The organism is Candidatus Cloacimonadota bacterium (assembly GCA_034722995.1).
In the GTDB taxonomy this organism is placed as follows: domain Bacteria; phylum Cloacimonadota; class Cloacimonadia; order JGIOTU-2; family JGIOTU-2; genus JAGMCF01.
The window spans coordinates 32,009-49,910 of sequence record JAYEOL010000044.1 but is presented as its reverse complement, the minus strand read 5'-3'; the positions used below and the strand labels follow the sequence as shown (position 1 = coordinate 49,910).

General features: G+C 35.4%; 10 protein-coding genes and 2 pseudogenes. 8 read left to right on the top strand and 4 right to left on the bottom strand.

Annotated elements, in window-relative coordinates; genetic code table 11:
- The 4 genes from U9R23_05535 to gltX form a co-directional block, all read right to left on the bottom strand.
- The coding region (locus tag U9R23_05535) for a hypothetical protein (protein MEA3475882.1) at positions 1 to 919 on the bottom strand (919 nt) is incomplete at its 3' end.
- Between the two features lie 249 nt (positions 920 to 1,168).
- A complete protein-coding gene (holB, locus tag U9R23_05530) occupies positions 1,169 to 2,284 on the bottom strand; it encodes a DNA polymerase III subunit delta' (protein MEA3475881.1) in 1,116 nt (371 codons plus the stop codon).
- 103 nt (positions 2,285 to 2,387) lie between these two features.
- Complete coding sequence (locus U9R23_05525) at positions 2,388 to 4,142, bottom strand: glutamine--tRNA ligase/YqeY domain fusion protein (protein MEA3475880.1); 1,755 nt, start codon at positions 4,140 to 4,142, stop codon at positions 2,388 to 2,390.
- Between the two features lie 17 nt (positions 4,143 to 4,159).
- Positions 4,160 to 5,608, bottom strand: a complete 1,449-nt coding sequence (gene gltX, locus U9R23_05520; GenBank protein MEA3475879.1) for a glutamate--tRNA ligase — start codon at positions 5,606 to 5,608, stop codon at positions 4,160 to 4,162.
- A gap of 206 nt (positions 5,609 to 5,814) precedes the next feature.
- On the opposite strand from gltX, the gene U9R23_05515 reads away from it, so the two are divergent.
- The 8 genes and pseudogenes from U9R23_05515 to U9R23_05480 all read left to right on the top strand — a co-directional run bounded on the left by U9R23_05515 (position 5,815) and on the right by U9R23_05480 (position 17,902).
- Complete coding sequence (locus U9R23_05515; protein MEA3475878.1) at positions 5,815 to 9,690, top strand: C25 family cysteine peptidase; 3,876 nt, start codon at positions 5,815 to 5,817, stop codon at positions 9,688 to 9,690.
- A 189-nt stretch (positions 9,691 to 9,879) separates the two neighbouring features.
- The gene (locus U9R23_05510; GenBank protein MEA3475877.1) at positions 9,880 to 11,700 is read left to right on the top strand and encodes a right-handed parallel beta-helix repeat-containing protein; all 1,821 of its coding nucleotides are present in this window, start codon (positions 9,880 to 9,882) and stop codon (positions 11,698 to 11,700) included.
- Positions 11,701 to 11,941: 241 nt separating this feature from the next.
- On the top strand, positions 11,942 to 13,039 hold the full coding sequence (locus U9R23_05505) for an ATP-dependent 6-phosphofructokinase (GenBank protein MEA3475876.1): 1,098 nt from the start codon (positions 11,942 to 11,944) through the stop codon (positions 13,037 to 13,039).
- Between the two features lie 73 nt (positions 13,040 to 13,112).
- Positions 13,113 to 14,312 carry a pyrophosphate--fructose-6-phosphate 1-phosphotransferase gene (locus U9R23_05500; GenBank protein ID MEA3475875.1) on the top strand — a complete coding sequence of 400 codons (1,200 nt, stop codon included), beginning with the start codon at positions 13,113 to 13,115 and terminating at the stop codon, positions 14,310 to 14,312.
- 61 nt (positions 14,313 to 14,373) lie between these two features.
- Entirely contained in the window at positions 14,374 to 14,670 is a 297-nt protein-coding gene (locus tag U9R23_05495) for a hypothetical protein (GenBank protein ID MEA3475874.1), read from the top strand.
- A 261-nt stretch (positions 14,671 to 14,931) separates the two neighbouring features.
- The gene (locus U9R23_05490; protein ID MEA3475873.1) at positions 14,932 to 17,493 is read left to right on the top strand and encodes a M14 family zinc carboxypeptidase; all 2,562 of its coding nucleotides are present in this window, start codon (positions 14,932 to 14,934) and stop codon (positions 17,491 to 17,493) included.
- 34 nt (positions 17,494 to 17,527) lie between these two features.
- Positions 17,528 to 17,668, top strand: a pseudogene (locus U9R23_05485) (four helix bundle protein).
- A gap of 106 nt (positions 17,669 to 17,774) precedes the next feature.
- A pseudogene (locus tag U9R23_05480) lies at positions 17,775 to 17,902 on the top strand (four helix bundle protein).

The following is a 17,902-nucleotide window of genomic DNA, read 5'->3' as shown; positions in this document are numbered from 1 at the left end:
AAATTTTTATCTGTGTTAATCTGTCCACCCTCCGTAGCATTGCTACTGCGGAGGACGGGTGTAAATCAGTGGCTAAATTAAACGAAATCGTGGTAGAAGCACTAAATGGATTTGGATAGTTCTGATAAAGAGAAAAGGAGGCTACAGAACTTGGATAATCGTCTACAGATGCCACCACTATATCCTCCCATGTTGTGGCTATTCTTATTCCATCAACTAGTAAATCTTGGGCGGAATCATATTGTCGAAGTGCTACTGTGCCAAGATTCGCTGCATCATATAAATCGGTTACAGGACCTAAAGTTGGAGTTCCTGGCTCAGAACCTGGTAATGTAGGACTCTCAAATACAAAAAGACTTACCTCGTCGTCGTCCTCGCCTTCAAAGAATTCATACTTTTCAACAATCAAATAAGTAACATCTTTTAAATAAACAAAATCTGTATATTCATCAGCGGTGCTGCTTTTTTTACTCAAACCAAATGCTATATTATCTGTACCTTCTTCTTCTTTAACAAAGACTCTGGCTTTAAAGTAGTATCCCATATCTGTTTCTCCTAAGTGAAAGAAATAAACTTTACCCGAGCTAATAAAAGGTGCTGCATGTACATTCACTAAGAACGAGGCATAAACAGCTCCGGAAGATTGTTCTGGGAAATTTCTGCTAACATCCTCTCCAGTATTATCAAGTAAAGCTGCATTGCCAATCCCTGAGGAAGGGTAACCAGAATAAGTTAAACCACCAGAAGAAACAGTAATTGGATTAGTTCCCCCACCACTGTGTGCAGTCCAACCATGGTCAGTTAGATTATCCTCTGCGGGATAGTCAAAATTTTCATCAAATACTAACTCTCCCCACGCTGTAGTGCTCATCACAAGGGTAAAGAACGCCACAGTCAAAAGGGTTATAAGTTTTTTCATCTTTTCTCCTTCGTCCCGATAATCGGAACAATTTATTTTAATTTGTTACTGGTTTAATATCCCCAATATATCGGGGTTTGCCTATCTTAGAAATTATCATCTCAAAATATCCTTTTATAACATTGACAACTAAATCAATATAAAAACAGAATCAAATTTCTTGTCAAGAACTTTATCAAATTTTTTATAATATATTTTTCGCTAGAAGCGGATCTGCCTAAGGCATGATGCCTTTGGCATGAAGTGGGTTTATCTGTTTTGATAAACTCGTTCATAAATCTGATAAAAGGTATCAATAACAATTAGTTCAAAATTAATATGACCTTCTAACAATTTCTTACTTTGCTCAATCAATAAAATGATTTCTCTTACATCTTTATCAAAAATTTCTCTAATATTGTAAAATTTTTGAAGTTTTTCCTTCTGGTCAATATTAACAACTCTGTTTGGATTTTGGTGTAAATATAATAAGTCGCCAAACCATAACACAAGGAAGTCAAGAATGTCTTTTAGTAACTCTTTATTGCGATTTTGTTTAAAGTTCTCTGAAAAGTTGTAAATCCCTTCCAGATCTTTATTCAAGATAAAATCCACGAAATTTAGAGCCATATTTCGGGTTTCTATTTGTTGGTCTTGAGCCATAAGAATCGCTTTTGCCATATTTCCATTTGAAATCCTTGCGATGATTTCTGCTTGCTTACTTTCTATATTATACTTTTCTTTTAGGTGATGTTTAATAATTTCTGTTGTAACAGCATTGAACCTTATTTTCTGGCATCTTGAAACAATGGTTGGCAAAAGTGCTGAAAGTTTTGTAGTAGTTAGAATGATGATAGCATATAATGGTGGCTCTTCAAGAGTTTTCAAAAAAGCATTTGCTGCGGATCTGGTCATTTTATCTGCATCAGCCATAATAATTACCCGATAATTCCCTTCATTGGGACGGAAAAGAATCTTTCGCTCAATGTTTCGGATGGTATCTATATGAATAGAAGTAGCTTTAGAAAATTGATATCTGCAATAAGGTGTGGCTTTAAGCTGTTCAATAAATTTCTGAACCTGAATCTGCTCACTTTCTTTTTTATATTGCCCCTCATCGGTTATATCAAATTTGGGCGTAGGGAAAACAAAATCTACATCAGGATGTGAAAAGTGGTCAATTTTGTGACAGGATGGACAGTTATCGCAAGAATCATAATTTTTTTGATTAGGACAGTTTACAGCTTTTGCAAGCTCAAAAGCAGTGGTTAGTTTACCGACACCTTCTGGTCCATAGAAAAGATAGCTTTGTGCGACTTTCCCTGCAGAAATGAGTTGTTTTAGGCAATTAATAGCTTGATTTTGACCTTTTATATTGCTAAACATTTTATTTTTATTTTAACCACGAAGGCACAAAGTCACTAAGATTAATTTTTTAGGATAAGAATTACCCTTTGTGTCTTGGTGTCTTCGTGGCTAAAAAATTTACCTATCTCTTTTGTTTCTGTGCTTTTTGAATCTTTGCCCAGGGATCTCGCAAAGTAACTGTCCGATTAAATACAAGCATTTTATCAGAAGAATCAGGGTCCACGCAGAAATAGCCTTTTCTCTCAAACTGGTATCTATTTCCTATACTTGCATTTTTCAGGCCTGGTTCCAATTTACATTCAGTTAAAATTTCCAATGATTTTGGATTCAAATAATTTTTGAAATCATCTTTTTTAGATAGGGGATTCTCTACTGTAAAAAGTCTATCATAAAGACGGACTTCGGCATTAACAGCATGAGCAGCCGAGACCCAGTGTAAAGTTGCTTTCACTTTGCGTCCATCAGGCGAATCACCGCCACGGGTTTTAGAATCGTATGTACAATGTAATTCGGTCACCTTGCCTGTATTTTTATCCTTAACCACCTTTACGCATTTGATAAAATATGCATATCGTAGCCTTACTTCCCGTCCAGGAGCAAGACGATAAAACTTTTTTGGAGGTTCTTCGCGGAAATCATCTTGTTCAATATACAACACCCGTGAAAATGGGACCTTTCGTTTTCCCATACTTGGGTCTTCGGGATTATTCACAGCATCCAATTCTTCAACTCTGTCTTGTGGATAGTTGTCTATTACTACCTTAAGTGGTCTTAATACAGCCATCACTCGTGGAGCTTGCTTATTTAAGTCTTCACGAATGCAATACTCAAGTAGAGCCAAATCAACGATACTTTCACTCTTAGCCACTCCAATGCGTTCACAGAAATTTCTGATTGATTCAGGTGTGTAGCCACGTCTTCTCAAACCTGTTATAGTTGGCATTCTTGGGTCATCCCATCCTTTGACATAACCACCTTCAACCAATTCCAGAAGTTTTCTTTTACTCATTATAGTGTAGCTGATATTAAGGCGAGCAAACTCAATCTGCTGAGGATGATGGACATTCAATTGGTCAAGAAACCAATCATAAATTTCACGGTTATTTTCAAATTCTAATGTACAGAAAGAATGTGTAATCCTTTCTATAGAATCCTCAAGGCAATGGGCAAAGTCATACATTGGATAAATACACCATTTATCACCCGTTCGGTGATGAGGAGCATGCCGAATGCGATAGATAAGAGGGTCTCGCATCTTCATATTTGGCGATGCCATATCAATCTTTGCCCGTAATACATAAGCACCGTCCGCAAACTCGCCTGCATGCATTCTTTCAAATAGGTCCAAATTCTCTTCAACTGAGCGGTTTCTGTAAGGACTTTCCTTGCCCGGCTGCTTTACAGTGCCCCGATATTCCCGAATTTCTTGCTCACTTAAATTGCATACATAAGCTTTGCCTTCTTTGATTAATTGAACAGCATATTCACACATTTTATCAAAATAATCAGAAGCATAGTATAATCTATCGCCCCAGTCAAATCCAAGCCAATGAATGTCTTCTTGAATTGCTTTGATGTATTCAATGCCTTCTTTTGTTGGGTTGGTGTCATCAAATCGTAGATTGCAAAGCCCTCCATATTCTTCAGCAATACCGAAATCAATACAGATTGCTTTAGCATGGCCAATATGTAGATAACCGTTTGGTTCTGGCGGAAAACGTGTTTGAACTCTGCCATTATATTTATTAGTTTTTAAATCATCCTCAACAATCTGTCTAAGAAAGTCAAGAGAGGATTTTGATTTGTTCACAGTATTTTCAGTGATTTTTTTTGTTTTCTTTTTGTCTATACTGTGTTTTCTGTCTGATGATTTCATAAACCAATTTCCTTTAATTAAATCTTAATTAGATCTTGTAGCCGTTTTATTACTTCATCTTTGCCTAAAATTTCTATGATAACGGGTAAATCAGGACCGTGACATTTCCCGAATAAAGCAAGACGAAGCGGAAAATAAAAGTTTTTTCCCTTCATTTCTAATTCTTCTATTGCTTTCTTTATCAATGAATTTATTTCATCATTTGACCAACTATCCCGTGCCTTCAATTTATCAATAAAATATAAATAAATTCGGTGTGAGTTTTTCTCTTTAATAAGTGCTTTATCTTCATCATTGAATTTGATGCCTTCATAAAACATTTTTGAATGCTCAATAATTTCTTTAAGACATGAAATCCGTTTTCTCCCATTTTGAATTACTTTTTGATATTTTTCATTATCACTGATATCTATCTTAGCTTCTTTAAAGAAAAATTTTGCTTTTTCTGAAATATAATTAATGTCAAGATTTCTGATATACCAGCCATTCATCCAATTAAGTTTTTCAATATCAAAAATTGCTCCTGACTTGCTAATTCTTCTTAGAGAAAATTTTTTTTCTAATTCTTTTAAGGAGTAAATCTCTCTATCATCAGCAGAGTGCCAGCCAAGTAAAGCAATAAAGTTAATTAAAGCTTCTGGCAGATAGCCTTTTTCAAGATAACTTTCTACAGCTACATCTCCCTGTCGTTTACTCAATTTACTTCTGTCTGGATTTAGCAAAAGAGGAAGATGAACGAGTTCTGGTATTTTCCATCCAAAGGATTGATATAGAAAGATATGTTTGGGCACACTGGAAAGCCATTCCTCTCCGCGAATTATGTGTGTAATTTTCATCAGATGGTCATCAACGACATTTGCAAGATGATAAGTAGGAAATCCATCTGACTTAATCAATATCTGGTCATCAACAAGTGAATTATCCACTTCAACCTGACCATGAATTTTATCATAGAAGACAGAAGTTCCCTCTTTTGGAAATTTTAATCTGATTACACATGGAATTTTCTTCTTCAGTTTTTCTTTAACTTCTTCTTCGGAAAGGTTTCTACATTTTCCATCATACATTGGATCTAATTTGTGTTTTCTTTGTTCTTCACGCAAATTTTTTAGTCTTTGTTCTGAGCAGAAGCAGTAATAAGCATTACCGGAATCCAGTAGCCTTTTAGCATACTTTTTGTAAATATCTATCCGTTTAGATTGAACATAAGGACCGTAAGAATCCCCAATATCCGGACCTTCATCATAAGCAAGTCCGATTTCTTTTAAGGTGGATATCAGTTTTTCTAATGCACCAGGAATATATCTTTTGCGGTCTGTATCCTCAATGCGAAGAATAAATTTTCCGTTATTTTTTCTTGCAAAAAGATAATTAAAAAGTGCTGTTCTTAGTCCGCCAACATGTAGAAACCCTGTTGGACTGGGTGCAAAACGAACTCTGAGCTCTTTATCACTTTTATAATTCATTATTATACCTATTTAAAACCCTCTTGAAAATTTTTATAATCATAATTTTTGGGCATTATTTGTCAAGTTAGATTAATTATAAATAATTTTTTCTCCTTGAATTTTTCAAAAAATAATAAATTTTATTCAAAATAATTTGACTAAAAAATATTGCAACATTTTTTTTGTATTAAATAAATAAGGTTTATTTTGAAAGGCGGAATATTATGAAAAAAAAGCATTTACCACTATTTTTACTTCTCTTTATTTTTTCAAGTGTATTTTTGTTCAGCGTAAATAATGCTTATGCAATAGCAATAACATATACAGATAGCTGGGGAAATTCTGGCTATAATTTAGATAGTGCAAATGAATCTGGTATTGAAATAACTTTTTCAATCACAGAATTCTTTTTAGAGGACAGAGAAATTAATGGGAAGATTATGCAAACCTTGCATCTTTCAGGAGTCTTTCTTCCCAACGATGCCGGTGCACCCGACCTACCATGTTCTGGTCGTTATATTGCAATTCCTCAGGGAGCATCAGCCAATGTTCAAATCATTGCCTTACGCACGGAAACATTCCAGGATATAGATATGGCACCAGCATATCGTATCCCTCTTGAAACTGAAACAGGACCACTTGAATACAGTAAAAATTTAGAAATATACTCAAAAGATGCTTTCTATCCTGAAAATTCTGTGATAATTTCTGAGCCTATGCAAGTTCGTGGTGTTGATGCTGTAATACTTGGCATTACACCATTTCAGTATAATCCCGTAACAAAAGAATTGATTGTTTATCGTGATTTGAAAGTTGATGTCACCTTTAATGGTGGAAATGGACATTTTGGTGAAGACAGGCTACGCAGTCGCTGGTGGGATCCAATATTAAGTGATGTGCTACTTAACTATGTTTCTCTGCCCAAGATGGATTATAATTACTCCTCAAAATCTCGTGATGGTTTTGAATATCTTATTATTACACCTGATGACCCAGATTTCATTGCATGGGCAGATTCTATCAAGGTTTTTCGAACCTTACAAGGTATTCTTACAGGTGTTGTGGCAACCACTGAAGTTGGTGGAAACACTACAACAGCAATTGAAAACTATATCAACAATGCATACAATACTTGGGACCCTGCTCCTGTTGCAGTTCTGTTATTGGGTGATTATGGAACAACAGGCAACACAATTGTTTCTCCTATCTGGTATGGAGGATATAATCCGTGTGCTTCTGACAATATCTATGCTGATGTAGATGGCGACGATCTTCCGGAAATAGTTTTTGCTCGTATAACGGCACAAGATGAAGATGATTTATCAACAATGATTGGAAAAGCTTTGAACTATGAACGGACTCCACCAACAAATCCAGATTTTTACAATCATCCTATTTCTGCTGGAGGCTGGCAATCAGATCGCTGGTTTATTCTCTGTAGTGATATAATATATGGATTTTGGGAGAATGTTTTAGGCAAATCACCTGTCCGTGAATACGCTGGTTATAGTGGTGGTGCACCTTCTTACTGGTCAACTAATTCAAATACCAGTATAATAGTCAATTATTTTGGACCCACTGGTCTTGGTTATATTCCAGCAACTCCATCACACCTTACGGATTGGGGCGGAAATGCATATCGTATAAATAATGATATAAATAGCGGTGCCTTTATGATACAGCACAGAGACCATGGTGGCGAAACTGGCTGGGGCGACCCCAGTTATCACAATAGCGACCTTGCTGGATTGAACAATGATGATCTTACTTTTGTCTTTTCTGTAAATTGTTTAACAGGTAAGTACAATTGGTGTAGTGAGTGCTTCGCAGAAGCATTCCACCGTCATGAGAAAGGAGCACTTGGTATTATTGCAGCATCAGAGGTTTCATTCTCTTTTGTGAACGATACTTATGTTTGGGGAATGTATGATAATATGTGGCATGATTTTGACCCAGGATATGGAGGAAATGATTTTGATACTAACTTTATTCTTCCGTGTTTTGCTAATGCTTCTGGGAAATATTATCTTCAAGTTTCAAGTTGGCCAACTAACCCAGGTTCTAAAAATACAGTTTATCATCTGTTTCATCACCATGGAGATGCATTTACTACTGTGTATTCAGAAATGCCACAGGACTTAACTGTAATTCATAACCCTGTTTTATTAAGTGGTGTTGATTTCTTCACTGTAACGGCAAATGAGGAGGCCCTTATCTCATTAACTGTGAATGGAGAAATTATTGGTATTGGTGAAGGAATCGGAACACCTATTAATATTACTATTCCACCGCAATTACCGGGCAACAATATGATAGTTACTATTACCAAGCAGAATTATTACCGCTATTCTGCTTCTGTAGAAATTATTCCGCCAAGCGGTCCTTATGTTGTATATGATTCTCATATGATTAATGATGCATTAGGCAATAATAACGGCGAACCAGACTTCGGTGAAGAGATATTACTGGGTATGACCCTCAAAAATGTTGGCATACAAAATGCATATGATGTGGTTGCAACATTATCAACTGCAGATGATTATATCACAATAACTGATAGTACAGGAAATTTTGGTACAATTATAGCTGGTAGAGCAAGAACACGAATTGATGCATTTGATTTTGATATTGCTGATGACATTCCAGACCAACATATAGTTATGTTTGATTTAGAAATAACAGGAAGTGCAAAAGATACCTGGGAAGCTTCATTTGCCATTGTAATTAACGCCCCTTATCTGACTATCGGCGACCTAATAATTGATGATTCTGGTGGCAATAATAATGGACGCTTAGATCCTGGAGAAACAGTTCATTTAATAATCCCCACAACTAATGATGGTCATTCAGACTCTCCAAATGCCACTGGAAACTTATCCTGTAGTAATGAGTATATTACTATTAACACAGGAACATCCGATTTAGGTGTTATTCCTGTAGATTCTACTGAAAGTGCGATGTTTAATATTACAGTAGCTTCCGACACGCCAATCGGTATTACAATACCTCTTGCGTATACTGTAACTGCAGGGAGTTATTCCGCTTCAGAATCCTTTTATGAACCTGTAGGCTTATCTATTGAAGATTTTGAAACAGGGGATTTCTCCAGTTATGATTGGGTGCAAGGCGGCGATGCAAATTGGACAGTTGTTACAGAAAATCCTTATGAAGGTACTTATTGTACAAAATCAGGAACAATTTCTGACAATCAAACTACAGAATTATCAATTAATGCGGATGTTTTTACTGGAACTATTTCTTTTTATCGCAAAGTATCATCAGAAGCTAATTATGATTATCTAAGATTTTACATAGATGGTGCTCAGCAAGGACAATGGGCAGGGAGTGTTTCCTGGGGTGAAGAGTCTTATACAGTAACATCAGGTAATCACACTTTTAAATGGTCTTATGAAAAGGATGTTGGTGTTAGTAGTGGTAGTGATTGTGCCTGGATTGATTTTATAACTTTTCCACCAATATTGCCACCCGAGCCAGTGTTTTATTTAGATCCCACATCTATTGATTTTGGCGAGGTAACAGTTGGTGATTCTTCCACTGCACAGTTTACAATACATAATTTAGGCGGCGATACATTAAGCGGCACCATTAGAACTCCAAATGGTTATACAGTTGCTGAAGCTGGAACCCAATCTGGTGCCAAGAATCAAATTCCTTATAGCATACCTTTAGGCCAAAGTCAAACTTATGATTTAACTTTTAACCCAACTGCACCTCAATCTTACAACGGTACTGTTTTAATTATTGTATATCCTAATCAACGGGAGTTTCTTACAGTGACAGGGACTGGTATTCAGGTAAGTATTACTGAGTTAGATGTATTTGAAAATACAAAATTATTAGGCAGTTATCCAAATCCTGCTATTAATTCTACAATCATAAAATATCAACTCAAAGGCAGTTCTAAATCTCAGGATGCAACTATTAAGGTCTATAATATTCAGGGTGAATTAGTTAAAATGATCCAGGGCAAGAATGGTAAAGCTATATTAGATGTATCAGACATTTCAACGGGAATCTATTTCTACCAACTCAAGACGGAGAACTACAATAGAATAAAAAAATTGGTTGTAATCAGATAATTTATAAATTTATCTATTAAAAATCCTCAAATCTCCCCAAATATAGGTTTGGGGATTTTTATTTTGGCTCACTAAATCCTGTATGAAAGTGCGGATAAATTTATTTAAAATCTTAAACTTGACATAATATAATTTAATGAGATAATTTTTTAAATAGAATTTAAATAAAAAAACAAAAAGAGAAAAACTATGAAGAATTCAAAACAATTTCTTTGCTATTTCGTTATTATAGTTTTAACCAATTTTGTGATAACTAATATCTCATTTGCTCAAACACATATCCCTTACGGAGATGTAAGCGGCACCTGGACAATTGATGGTAGCCCTTACATAATTGATGGGCACATAAATGTTCCCGTAGATAGTGCTTTAGTAATTGAACCGGGTGTAAATGTTATTTTTTCTGATCAGTATTATTTTCGAATATATGGAAAGCTATTGTCTGAGGGAATATTAAATGATACTATAAATTTTACAGTTCAAGATACAACAAATGATTATGCTGGATTATATTTTTATGACACAGACATTTCGATACAGGATAGCTCAAAAGTTGAATACTGCAAATTTGATCCTGGCTGTGTAGGTTTTTTTAACTCTTCGAATATCATTTTAGCAAATAGTGTTGTAACTAATGGTGCTGGTGTTTTTTGCTCAGAGGCAAGCCCAACACTTATTGATATTACAATTAGCAATAACACCACAGACTATTACGGCGGTGGTATATATTGCACTGACTCCTCTAACCCGAGTTTGGTTAATGTTACTATTAGTGGAAATTCGGCTACTTGGGGAGGTGGTATTAGTTGTATATATAATTCCAATCCAACTCTAGAAAATGTAAATATAATAAATAACAATGCCATAGGAGTTGGAGGGGGAATTTTCTGTGAAGAATCATCAAGCCCTATTCTAAATAATGTCACTATTAGCGGAAATGAAGGTGGGGGTATCGCTTGTTATGATAATTCCAATCCAATTCTTGCTAATGTTATTATTAGTAATAATAGTGTTTGGGGCGGACTTTATTTTAATAATTCCAGTCCGATACTTAGTAATGTCGTTATTAGTGGAAATAGTACTATAGGGAGTGGTGGAGGAATTTGTGGCTGGGTAAATGATGGTAACATAACACTTGAGGATGTTATTATTATAGGAAACTCTGCTTTATCTGATGGAGGTGGTATACAGGTTTGTGGGGATGAGACTAATCTCAATCTGGTAAATGTGTTGATTGCGAATAATTATGCAGAAAATTGTGGAGGTGGTATTAATGCAATTAATGGTCCTAGTTTAAATATAACAAATGTTACATTTAGTGGCAATTCAACAGAAGGATTGGGTGGTGGAATTATGTGCCAACTCGGATGTAATCTTATAATGAGGAATAGCATAGTTTGGAATAATCCGGGTGGTGAAATAGTTGAGTATGGACCTGGAAATGAAGTAACAATTAATTATTCGGATATCTGCGGAGGTTGGTTCGGACAGGGAAGTAATAATATTGATACAGATCCTTTATTTGCAGATACCCTTTATCATCTCTCGGAATATTCACCCTGCATAGATGCGGGTAACCCCGATACGATGTATTATGATGTGGAAGATCCGAATAATCCGGGCTTTGCACTATATCCTGCAATGGGAACAATTATAAATGATATGGGCGCCTATGGAGGACATGGCAATTATGAACCACCTGTTACGGTAGATGACGAACAGATACCTAATCATAATTCGATTCAATTAAACAATTATCCTAATCCATTCACAAACTCCACCACGATTTCTTTTAATATTTCTAGAAAAGAAGCAAAGACCGCAAAGATAGAAATTTATAATATCAAAGGGCAAAAGATAAAACAATATTCAATATTCAATAGTCAATCTTCAATTCAATGGGATGGAAAAAATGAAAATAACAAACCGGTTTCAAATGGAATTTACTTTTATATATTGGAAACCGATAAACAAAAATCAAAGGTAAAGAAGATGCTTTTTATTAGATAAGTAGACTCAAAATAGTTTAGAAAATCCTCGGACCTCCACATTAGTAGATCCGGGGATTTTCTATTCTTATTTATTTTTTAAGTATATATTTGTATACATAAACTTGACATAAAAATTTTTATAATTTATCTTAATAAAAATTAGATATTAAGATTATATATAATACTTTTTAAGAGGTTTGATTTATAAGTCAAGCTATAATTTTTAGTGTAGGAATAATTTTTTGATAGAGGTAGAAATAATGAAGAAGAGATGTCTTGTGGCAACTGGTGGGGGTGATTGCCCAGGATTAAATGCTGTAATTCGCGCAATAGTAAAACGAGCTTCTCAGGAAAGAGGCTGGGAAATTATTGGTAGCATTGATGCCTTTAATGGAATATTAAAAGAACCAATGGAAATCCGACTTTTGGATAAAAAAGCTGTCGCAGGAATTCATGTACGAGGTGGAACTATAATTGGAACCACTAATAAAGGCGGACCCTTTGCCTGGCCAGTCAAAGATAAGGATGGCAATTGGACAGCAGTGGATAGGTCAGAGGAAATGCTTAGAAAACTTAGGTATAATAATATAGAAGCAGTAATCAATATTGGCGGTGATGGTTCTCAACTAATCTCCCAAAGATTGTATGAAATGGGATGCAATATTATTGGCGTACCTAAAACGATTGATAATGATTTAAGTGGAACCGATTATACTTTCGGATTTCAAACCGCAGTAGAAGTTGCCACTGAAGCAGTAGATAAATTAGTTACCACAGCAGAGAGTCACCATCGGATTATTATATTGGAAGTAATGGGAAGATCTGCAGGTTGGATTGCATTGCATTCCGCCCTTGCAGGAGGAGCTGAGGTTTGTCTAATACCAGAAATTCCTTATAATATTAATAAGGTGAAGGAATGTGTTGAACGACGAACAGAGGACAGAAGAGGTTTTGCCAATATTGTAATTGCCGAAGGTGCATATCCCCAGGGTGGTTCTGCTGTTTATCAAGAAAGTGATGAAGTTGGTTATGAGAATGTTATGCTTGGTGGTACAAGTATACGGTTGATGCACGAGCTAAAAAAGTCTGGAGTGGAAGCTGATATTCGGGTAACAATTCTGGGACATCTTCAGCGCGGTGGTATTCCTTGTGCTTTTGATAGAATCCTTGCAACCCAGTTTGGTGTTAAAGCTTTTGAGATGGTTTTGGAAAAAAAGTTTGGTTATATGGCTGCTTTCAAACATCCTGATATTGTAGCAGTTCCTATCAAAGATGCTATCAGCAAATATAATTTTGTAAGCGTCAAATCCAATCTGGTTCATACGGCAAAAGGAGTTGGAATTAGTTTTGGAGATTAGTATAAAGACATTCGGATGAATACGAAAAAAATTGTTATAAATATATTTTTAAATTAAATCAGAAGAGGTCAATATGGAAGATAAGATTGGAATATTAACAGCTGGCGGTTTAGCTCCGTGCCTTTCCTCTTCAATCGGAGGATTGATTAAAAAGTATACGGAATTTGTTCCCAACGCAGAGATTATCGGATACTTAAATGGGTATAAAGGTTTATTATTAGGAGATAGTATAAAAATTACCGAAAATGTTAGAAAAAATGCAGAATTATTATATAGAGTTGGCGGCAGTGTTTTAGGAAGTAGTCGGGTAAAATTAACAAATGTAGCTGATTGTGTAAAAAAAGGTTATATCGTAGAAGGAAAAAATCCCTTACAAGTTGCTGCCGAACAGTTAATAAAAGATGGAATAACTATTCTTCACACAATCGGAGGTGATGATACCAACATTGCAGCATCAGAATTAGCTTCATATTTGTCAATAAATGGATATAACCTTACTGTTGTTGGATTGCCTAAAACAGTGGATAATGACATTATTCCTGTTACCCAAACTCTGGGAGCATGGACTGCAGCCGAACAAGGAGCTATTTTCTTTGAAAATGTGGCAAATGAAAATACCACAAGTTCTCGCCAATTAATTATTCATGAAGTTATGGGTAGAAATTGTGGTTGGCTTACCGCTGCTACTGCATCCGAGTATAGGAAAGGTCTTGAAAAGAAAACATTTTTATCTGATATTCTTCTAACTAAGGAACGATGGGATATAGATGCCATTTACATCCCAGAATTGATAATTGACCTTGATGCTGAAACAGAGCGTCTTAGTAAATTGATGGATGCAAAAGATGGTGTAAATATTTTCTTGAGTGAAGGGGCTGGGGTAGAAACCATTACTGCAGAAATGGAAGCACAAGGCAAGACGGTACATAGAGATGCTTTTGGTCATGTAAGATTAGATGAGATAAATCCTGGGCAATGGTTTGCAAAGAAATTAAGTAAAGTTCTTAAGGCTGATAAAACATTAGTTCAAAAAAGTGGCTACTTTGCTCGTTCTGCTGTTCCAAATAAGAGAGATTTAAACTTAATTTTGAAGACAACAAATATGGCTGTTAAATCTGCATTGAACGGTCAAAGTGGTGTTATTGGGCTTGATGAAAAATGCAATGATGAAATGCGGTGCATAGGATTTCAAAGAATTAAAGATGGCAAACCATTCAATATTCACGCCGAGTGGTTTCAGAAAATGTTAAGGGATATTGGGCAAATAAGATAAAATTTTGAGAGGGAGTAATTCTGCAACGGATGAGATATAATCCCCACAAGAGAAATAAATAATGATGAATATTAAATTTAAAGACATCAATATTGGAGTAGTACAGGCAAGAGCGGTTATTGAAATCGCTCCAGACATTTTTATCAATGAAATTACCATTCTAAAAAAGCACAATGATATAATAGTGGAGTTGCCACAAAAATCGTTTAAAGGTAGAGGTGGAAAGATGTATTATCTTGATATTATCACCTTTGCTAATGAAGATAAAGAAAATCTCTGGAAATTGGAGATAAAAAATGAATATCTAAAATGGAGAAAGCAAAACCCAAAAATCTTGGTTTATGAAAATAAAGCATGAGTTTACTATAAAAACCATTTCATGCCGAAGGCATCATGCCAGAGGCAGATCCTCCTCTGGAGGGCAGATCTTTAGAAAAATGGTTAAAATAACCCGTTTGGGGATAAATTTTCACAACTAAAGTTGTGGGCTTCTAACCTCCTAACTTCCGAATTATCGTATGGTTAGCCCACAGTTTTAACTGTGGGTAAAAAGGTAAAAAATCAAATTTAACCCCTTCAGGGGTTTTTAAAGTGAACACAAGCATGAAAAGGAGAAAAAATGTTAAAGAAAAAAACTGTAGTAATAGTAATAAGCATAGTTACAGCTATGCTTTTATTCAGTTCACTTTTTTCAGAAGAATTAACTAAACCCCAGGCACTAACTGAAATTTATTTCAAATTCTCAATTAGTTCAAAAGAAGAAATAGAAACTATCACCAGAATAGTCTCCATTGATAATGTAGAAGGTAACGAAGTATATGCTTATGCTCATCCTGACCAACTAAAAAAGTTAAAGGAACTTGGCTATATTATTGAAATTTTGCCAAAGTTGAAAGGTGGTAGACCTCTTACAATGGCATATACAATCGCAGAGATGGCAGACTGGGACCGCTATCCGATATACGATGTTTATTTAGAGATGATGTGTCTGTTTGGAGAAAATTACCCTGATATTTGTAGGATAGATACTGTTGGCTATTCACAGCAAGGCAGGGAAATCCTCTTTGCGAAAATTTCTGATAATGTAGATGTGGAAGAGAATGAACCTGAATTTATGTACACCGCACAAATGCATGGTGATGAGTTAGTTACATATATTATGATGTTACGATTAATTGATTATCTTTTGACCAATTATGGAACTGATACTCAAGTAACCAATCTTGTTGATAACATTGAAATCTGGATAAATCCGTTAGCAAATCCTGACGGAACTTATCACGGAGGGAATAATACCGTGAGTGGTGCTCAAAGATGTCTTGCTAACGGAGTTGACCCAAACAGAAATTTCCCTGACCCAGAAGACGGACCGCATCCTGATGGTCATCCCTGGGCACAAGAAACAATTATAATGATGGATTTTGCAGATTCACACTCTTTTGTACATTCTGCAAATTTCCATAGTGGAGCAGAGGTTGTAAACTATCCCTGGGATACCTGGCCAAGACTCCATGCTGATGATGATTGGTATCAAGTAATTTCTCATGAATATGCTGATACTGTCCACGCAAACAGTCCATCCGGATATATGAATCCATATTGGTCTGATAATGGAATTACTAATGGATACGCATGGTATACAATAGCTGGCGGGCGTCAGGATTATATGAATTATTTCCAGGGCTGTAGAGAGGTAACATTAGAACTTTCAAATGTTAAGATGTTATCGTCTGATCAACTGCCTGCTCATTGGAATTATAACAAACACTCATTTTTAAACTACATTGATAATGTTTTCTATGGTATAAAAGGTGTAGTTACTGACACACTTGCAAATCCACTTGATGCGATGATAACTGTGGTTGACCATGATTTTGACAATTCAGAAGTATTTACAGACTCTGATGTGGGGGATTATCATCGGATGTTGTTACCTGGCACTTACGACCTGACATTCTCTTCGTATGGTTATCTTCCTCAAACTATAACTGGGATAACTGTTGTTGATACTGGTGCTACAATAGTAAATGTTGAACTTGAAGAGGTAGAAACAATAACTGTAAGTGGTACTGTAAAAGATGGTGACACTGGAGCGCCAATATCTGGAGCATCAGTTGAAATACTTGATACCTCTATACCACCTGCAACAACTGGAGCATCAGGACGCTATACTATTCATGGAGTTTTAGAAGGAACTTACACATTCCAGGTTTCTGCAATCGGATATACAACTTTACTTGAAGAACACACAGTAACATCAGACAATAATGTCATTGATTTTGAACTCTTTGAGCCCTATTTATTTTACGACTTTGAAGATAATAATGGTGGTTTTACCAGTATTCCCTCAACCGGTGCATGGGAATGGGGCGAACCGACTGCAGGTGGTATTTATGCTTACTCAGGAGTAAATGTATGGGCTACTAACTTAGATGGATATTATAATAATTCAGTAAATTGGTATCTTGACTCACCAGAATTTTTAGTTTCAAATAATTCAAATCTATCATTTTATCACTATTATGACTTTGAAGGCAGCGATAAGACCCTCTGGGATGGAGGAAATGTAAAAATCTCAACCGATGGTGGTTCTACATTTACTCTTATTACTCCTTTAGGAGGATATGATGGTACTATAACTGCGCTGGGTGAACCAGGTTTTGGAGGTTCTACTGATGATTGGGAGATAGTAGAGTTTGACCTTGGTACATACACTGGGGATAATGTTATAATAAGATGGCATTTTGCCTCTGACGGTTCGGTTAACCACTACTATGGCTGGTATATTGATGATGTGGCAATTACAATACAAGCAGGAGTTGATGATTATCAATATGAAACTCCTTATAAAATTGTCTTACATCAAAATTATCCGAATCCATTCGGTCCCCGATTAAATCGGGGATCAACCACAATTTCTTTTTCAGCTACTGATTTACACCCGTCCTCCGCAGTAGCAATGCTACGGAGGGTGGACAGATTTCCACAGATAAAAATTTATAATGTAAAAGGTCAAATAGTAAAACAATTAAAAATTAAAAATTTAAAACTGAAAATTAATGAGGTTGTTTGGGACGGAAAAGACGACAATGGTAAACAGTTGCCTAACGGCATCTATCTTTATAAATTGACATCTGGTAATTATAAATCTGGAATCAAAAAAATGATATTACTAAAATAGTGAATAAGTAATAACTAATAGTGAATAACCGATTATGAAAGATAGTATTTTGCTTGATAAGTCATTTGATTTTGCGAAACGAATTATAAAACTTTATAAATATTTAACTGAAAATAAAAAAGAATTCGTTTTATCCAAGCAATTGTTAAGAAGTGGAACCTCTATTGGAGCAAATTACTTGCCCCGTTAGATAAATATGTGTTATAAAGTTATGTTATAAATATGAAGAATAGAAATGGTTTATAGTCATCTGGCTTGGGAAAAGTTATCTAACGGGGTAAAAAGCAAGATATGCTCAAAGTAAAAAAGATTTTATTTCAAAAATGAGTATTGCCCTAAAAGAAGCAAGCGAAAGTGAATACTGGATTGAATTATTGAAAAATGAATATTTGACAGAAAAAGAAACTAA

What these genes read in the sequence shown, in the direction of transcription:
- U9R23_05490 (MEA3475873.1), top strand. Translation starts at nt 14,932, where the DNA reads ATGTTAAAGAAAAAAACTGTAGTAATAGTAATAAGCATAGTTACAGCT.
- U9R23_05525 (MEA3475880.1), bottom strand. Translation starts at nt 4,142, where the DNA reads ATGAAATCATCAGACAGAAAACACAGTATAGACAAAAAGAAAACAAAA.
- U9R23_05495 (MEA3475874.1), top strand. Translation starts at nt 14,374, where the DNA reads ATGATGAATATTAAATTTAAAGACATCAATATTGGAGTAGTACAGGCA.
- U9R23_05505 (MEA3475876.1), top strand. Translation starts at nt 11,942, where the DNA reads ATGAAGAAGAGATGTCTTGTGGCAACTGGTGGGGGTGATTGCCCAGGA.
- gltX (MEA3475879.1), bottom strand. Translation starts at nt 5,608, where the DNA reads ATGAATTATAAAAGTGATAAAGAGCTCAGAGTTCGTTTTGCACCCAGT.
- U9R23_05515 (MEA3475878.1), top strand. Translation starts at nt 5,815, where the DNA reads ATGAAAAAAAAGCATTTACCACTATTTTTACTTCTCTTTATTTTTTCA.
- holB (MEA3475881.1), bottom strand. Translation starts at nt 2,284, where the DNA reads ATGTTTAGCAATATAAAAGGTCAAAATCAAGCTATTAATTGCCTAAAA.
- U9R23_05500 (MEA3475875.1), top strand. Translation starts at nt 13,113, where the DNA reads ATGGAAGATAAGATTGGAATATTAACAGCTGGCGGTTTAGCTCCGTGC.
- U9R23_05510 (MEA3475877.1), top strand. Translation starts at nt 9,880, where the DNA reads ATGAAGAATTCAAAACAATTTCTTTGCTATTTCGTTATTATAGTTTTA.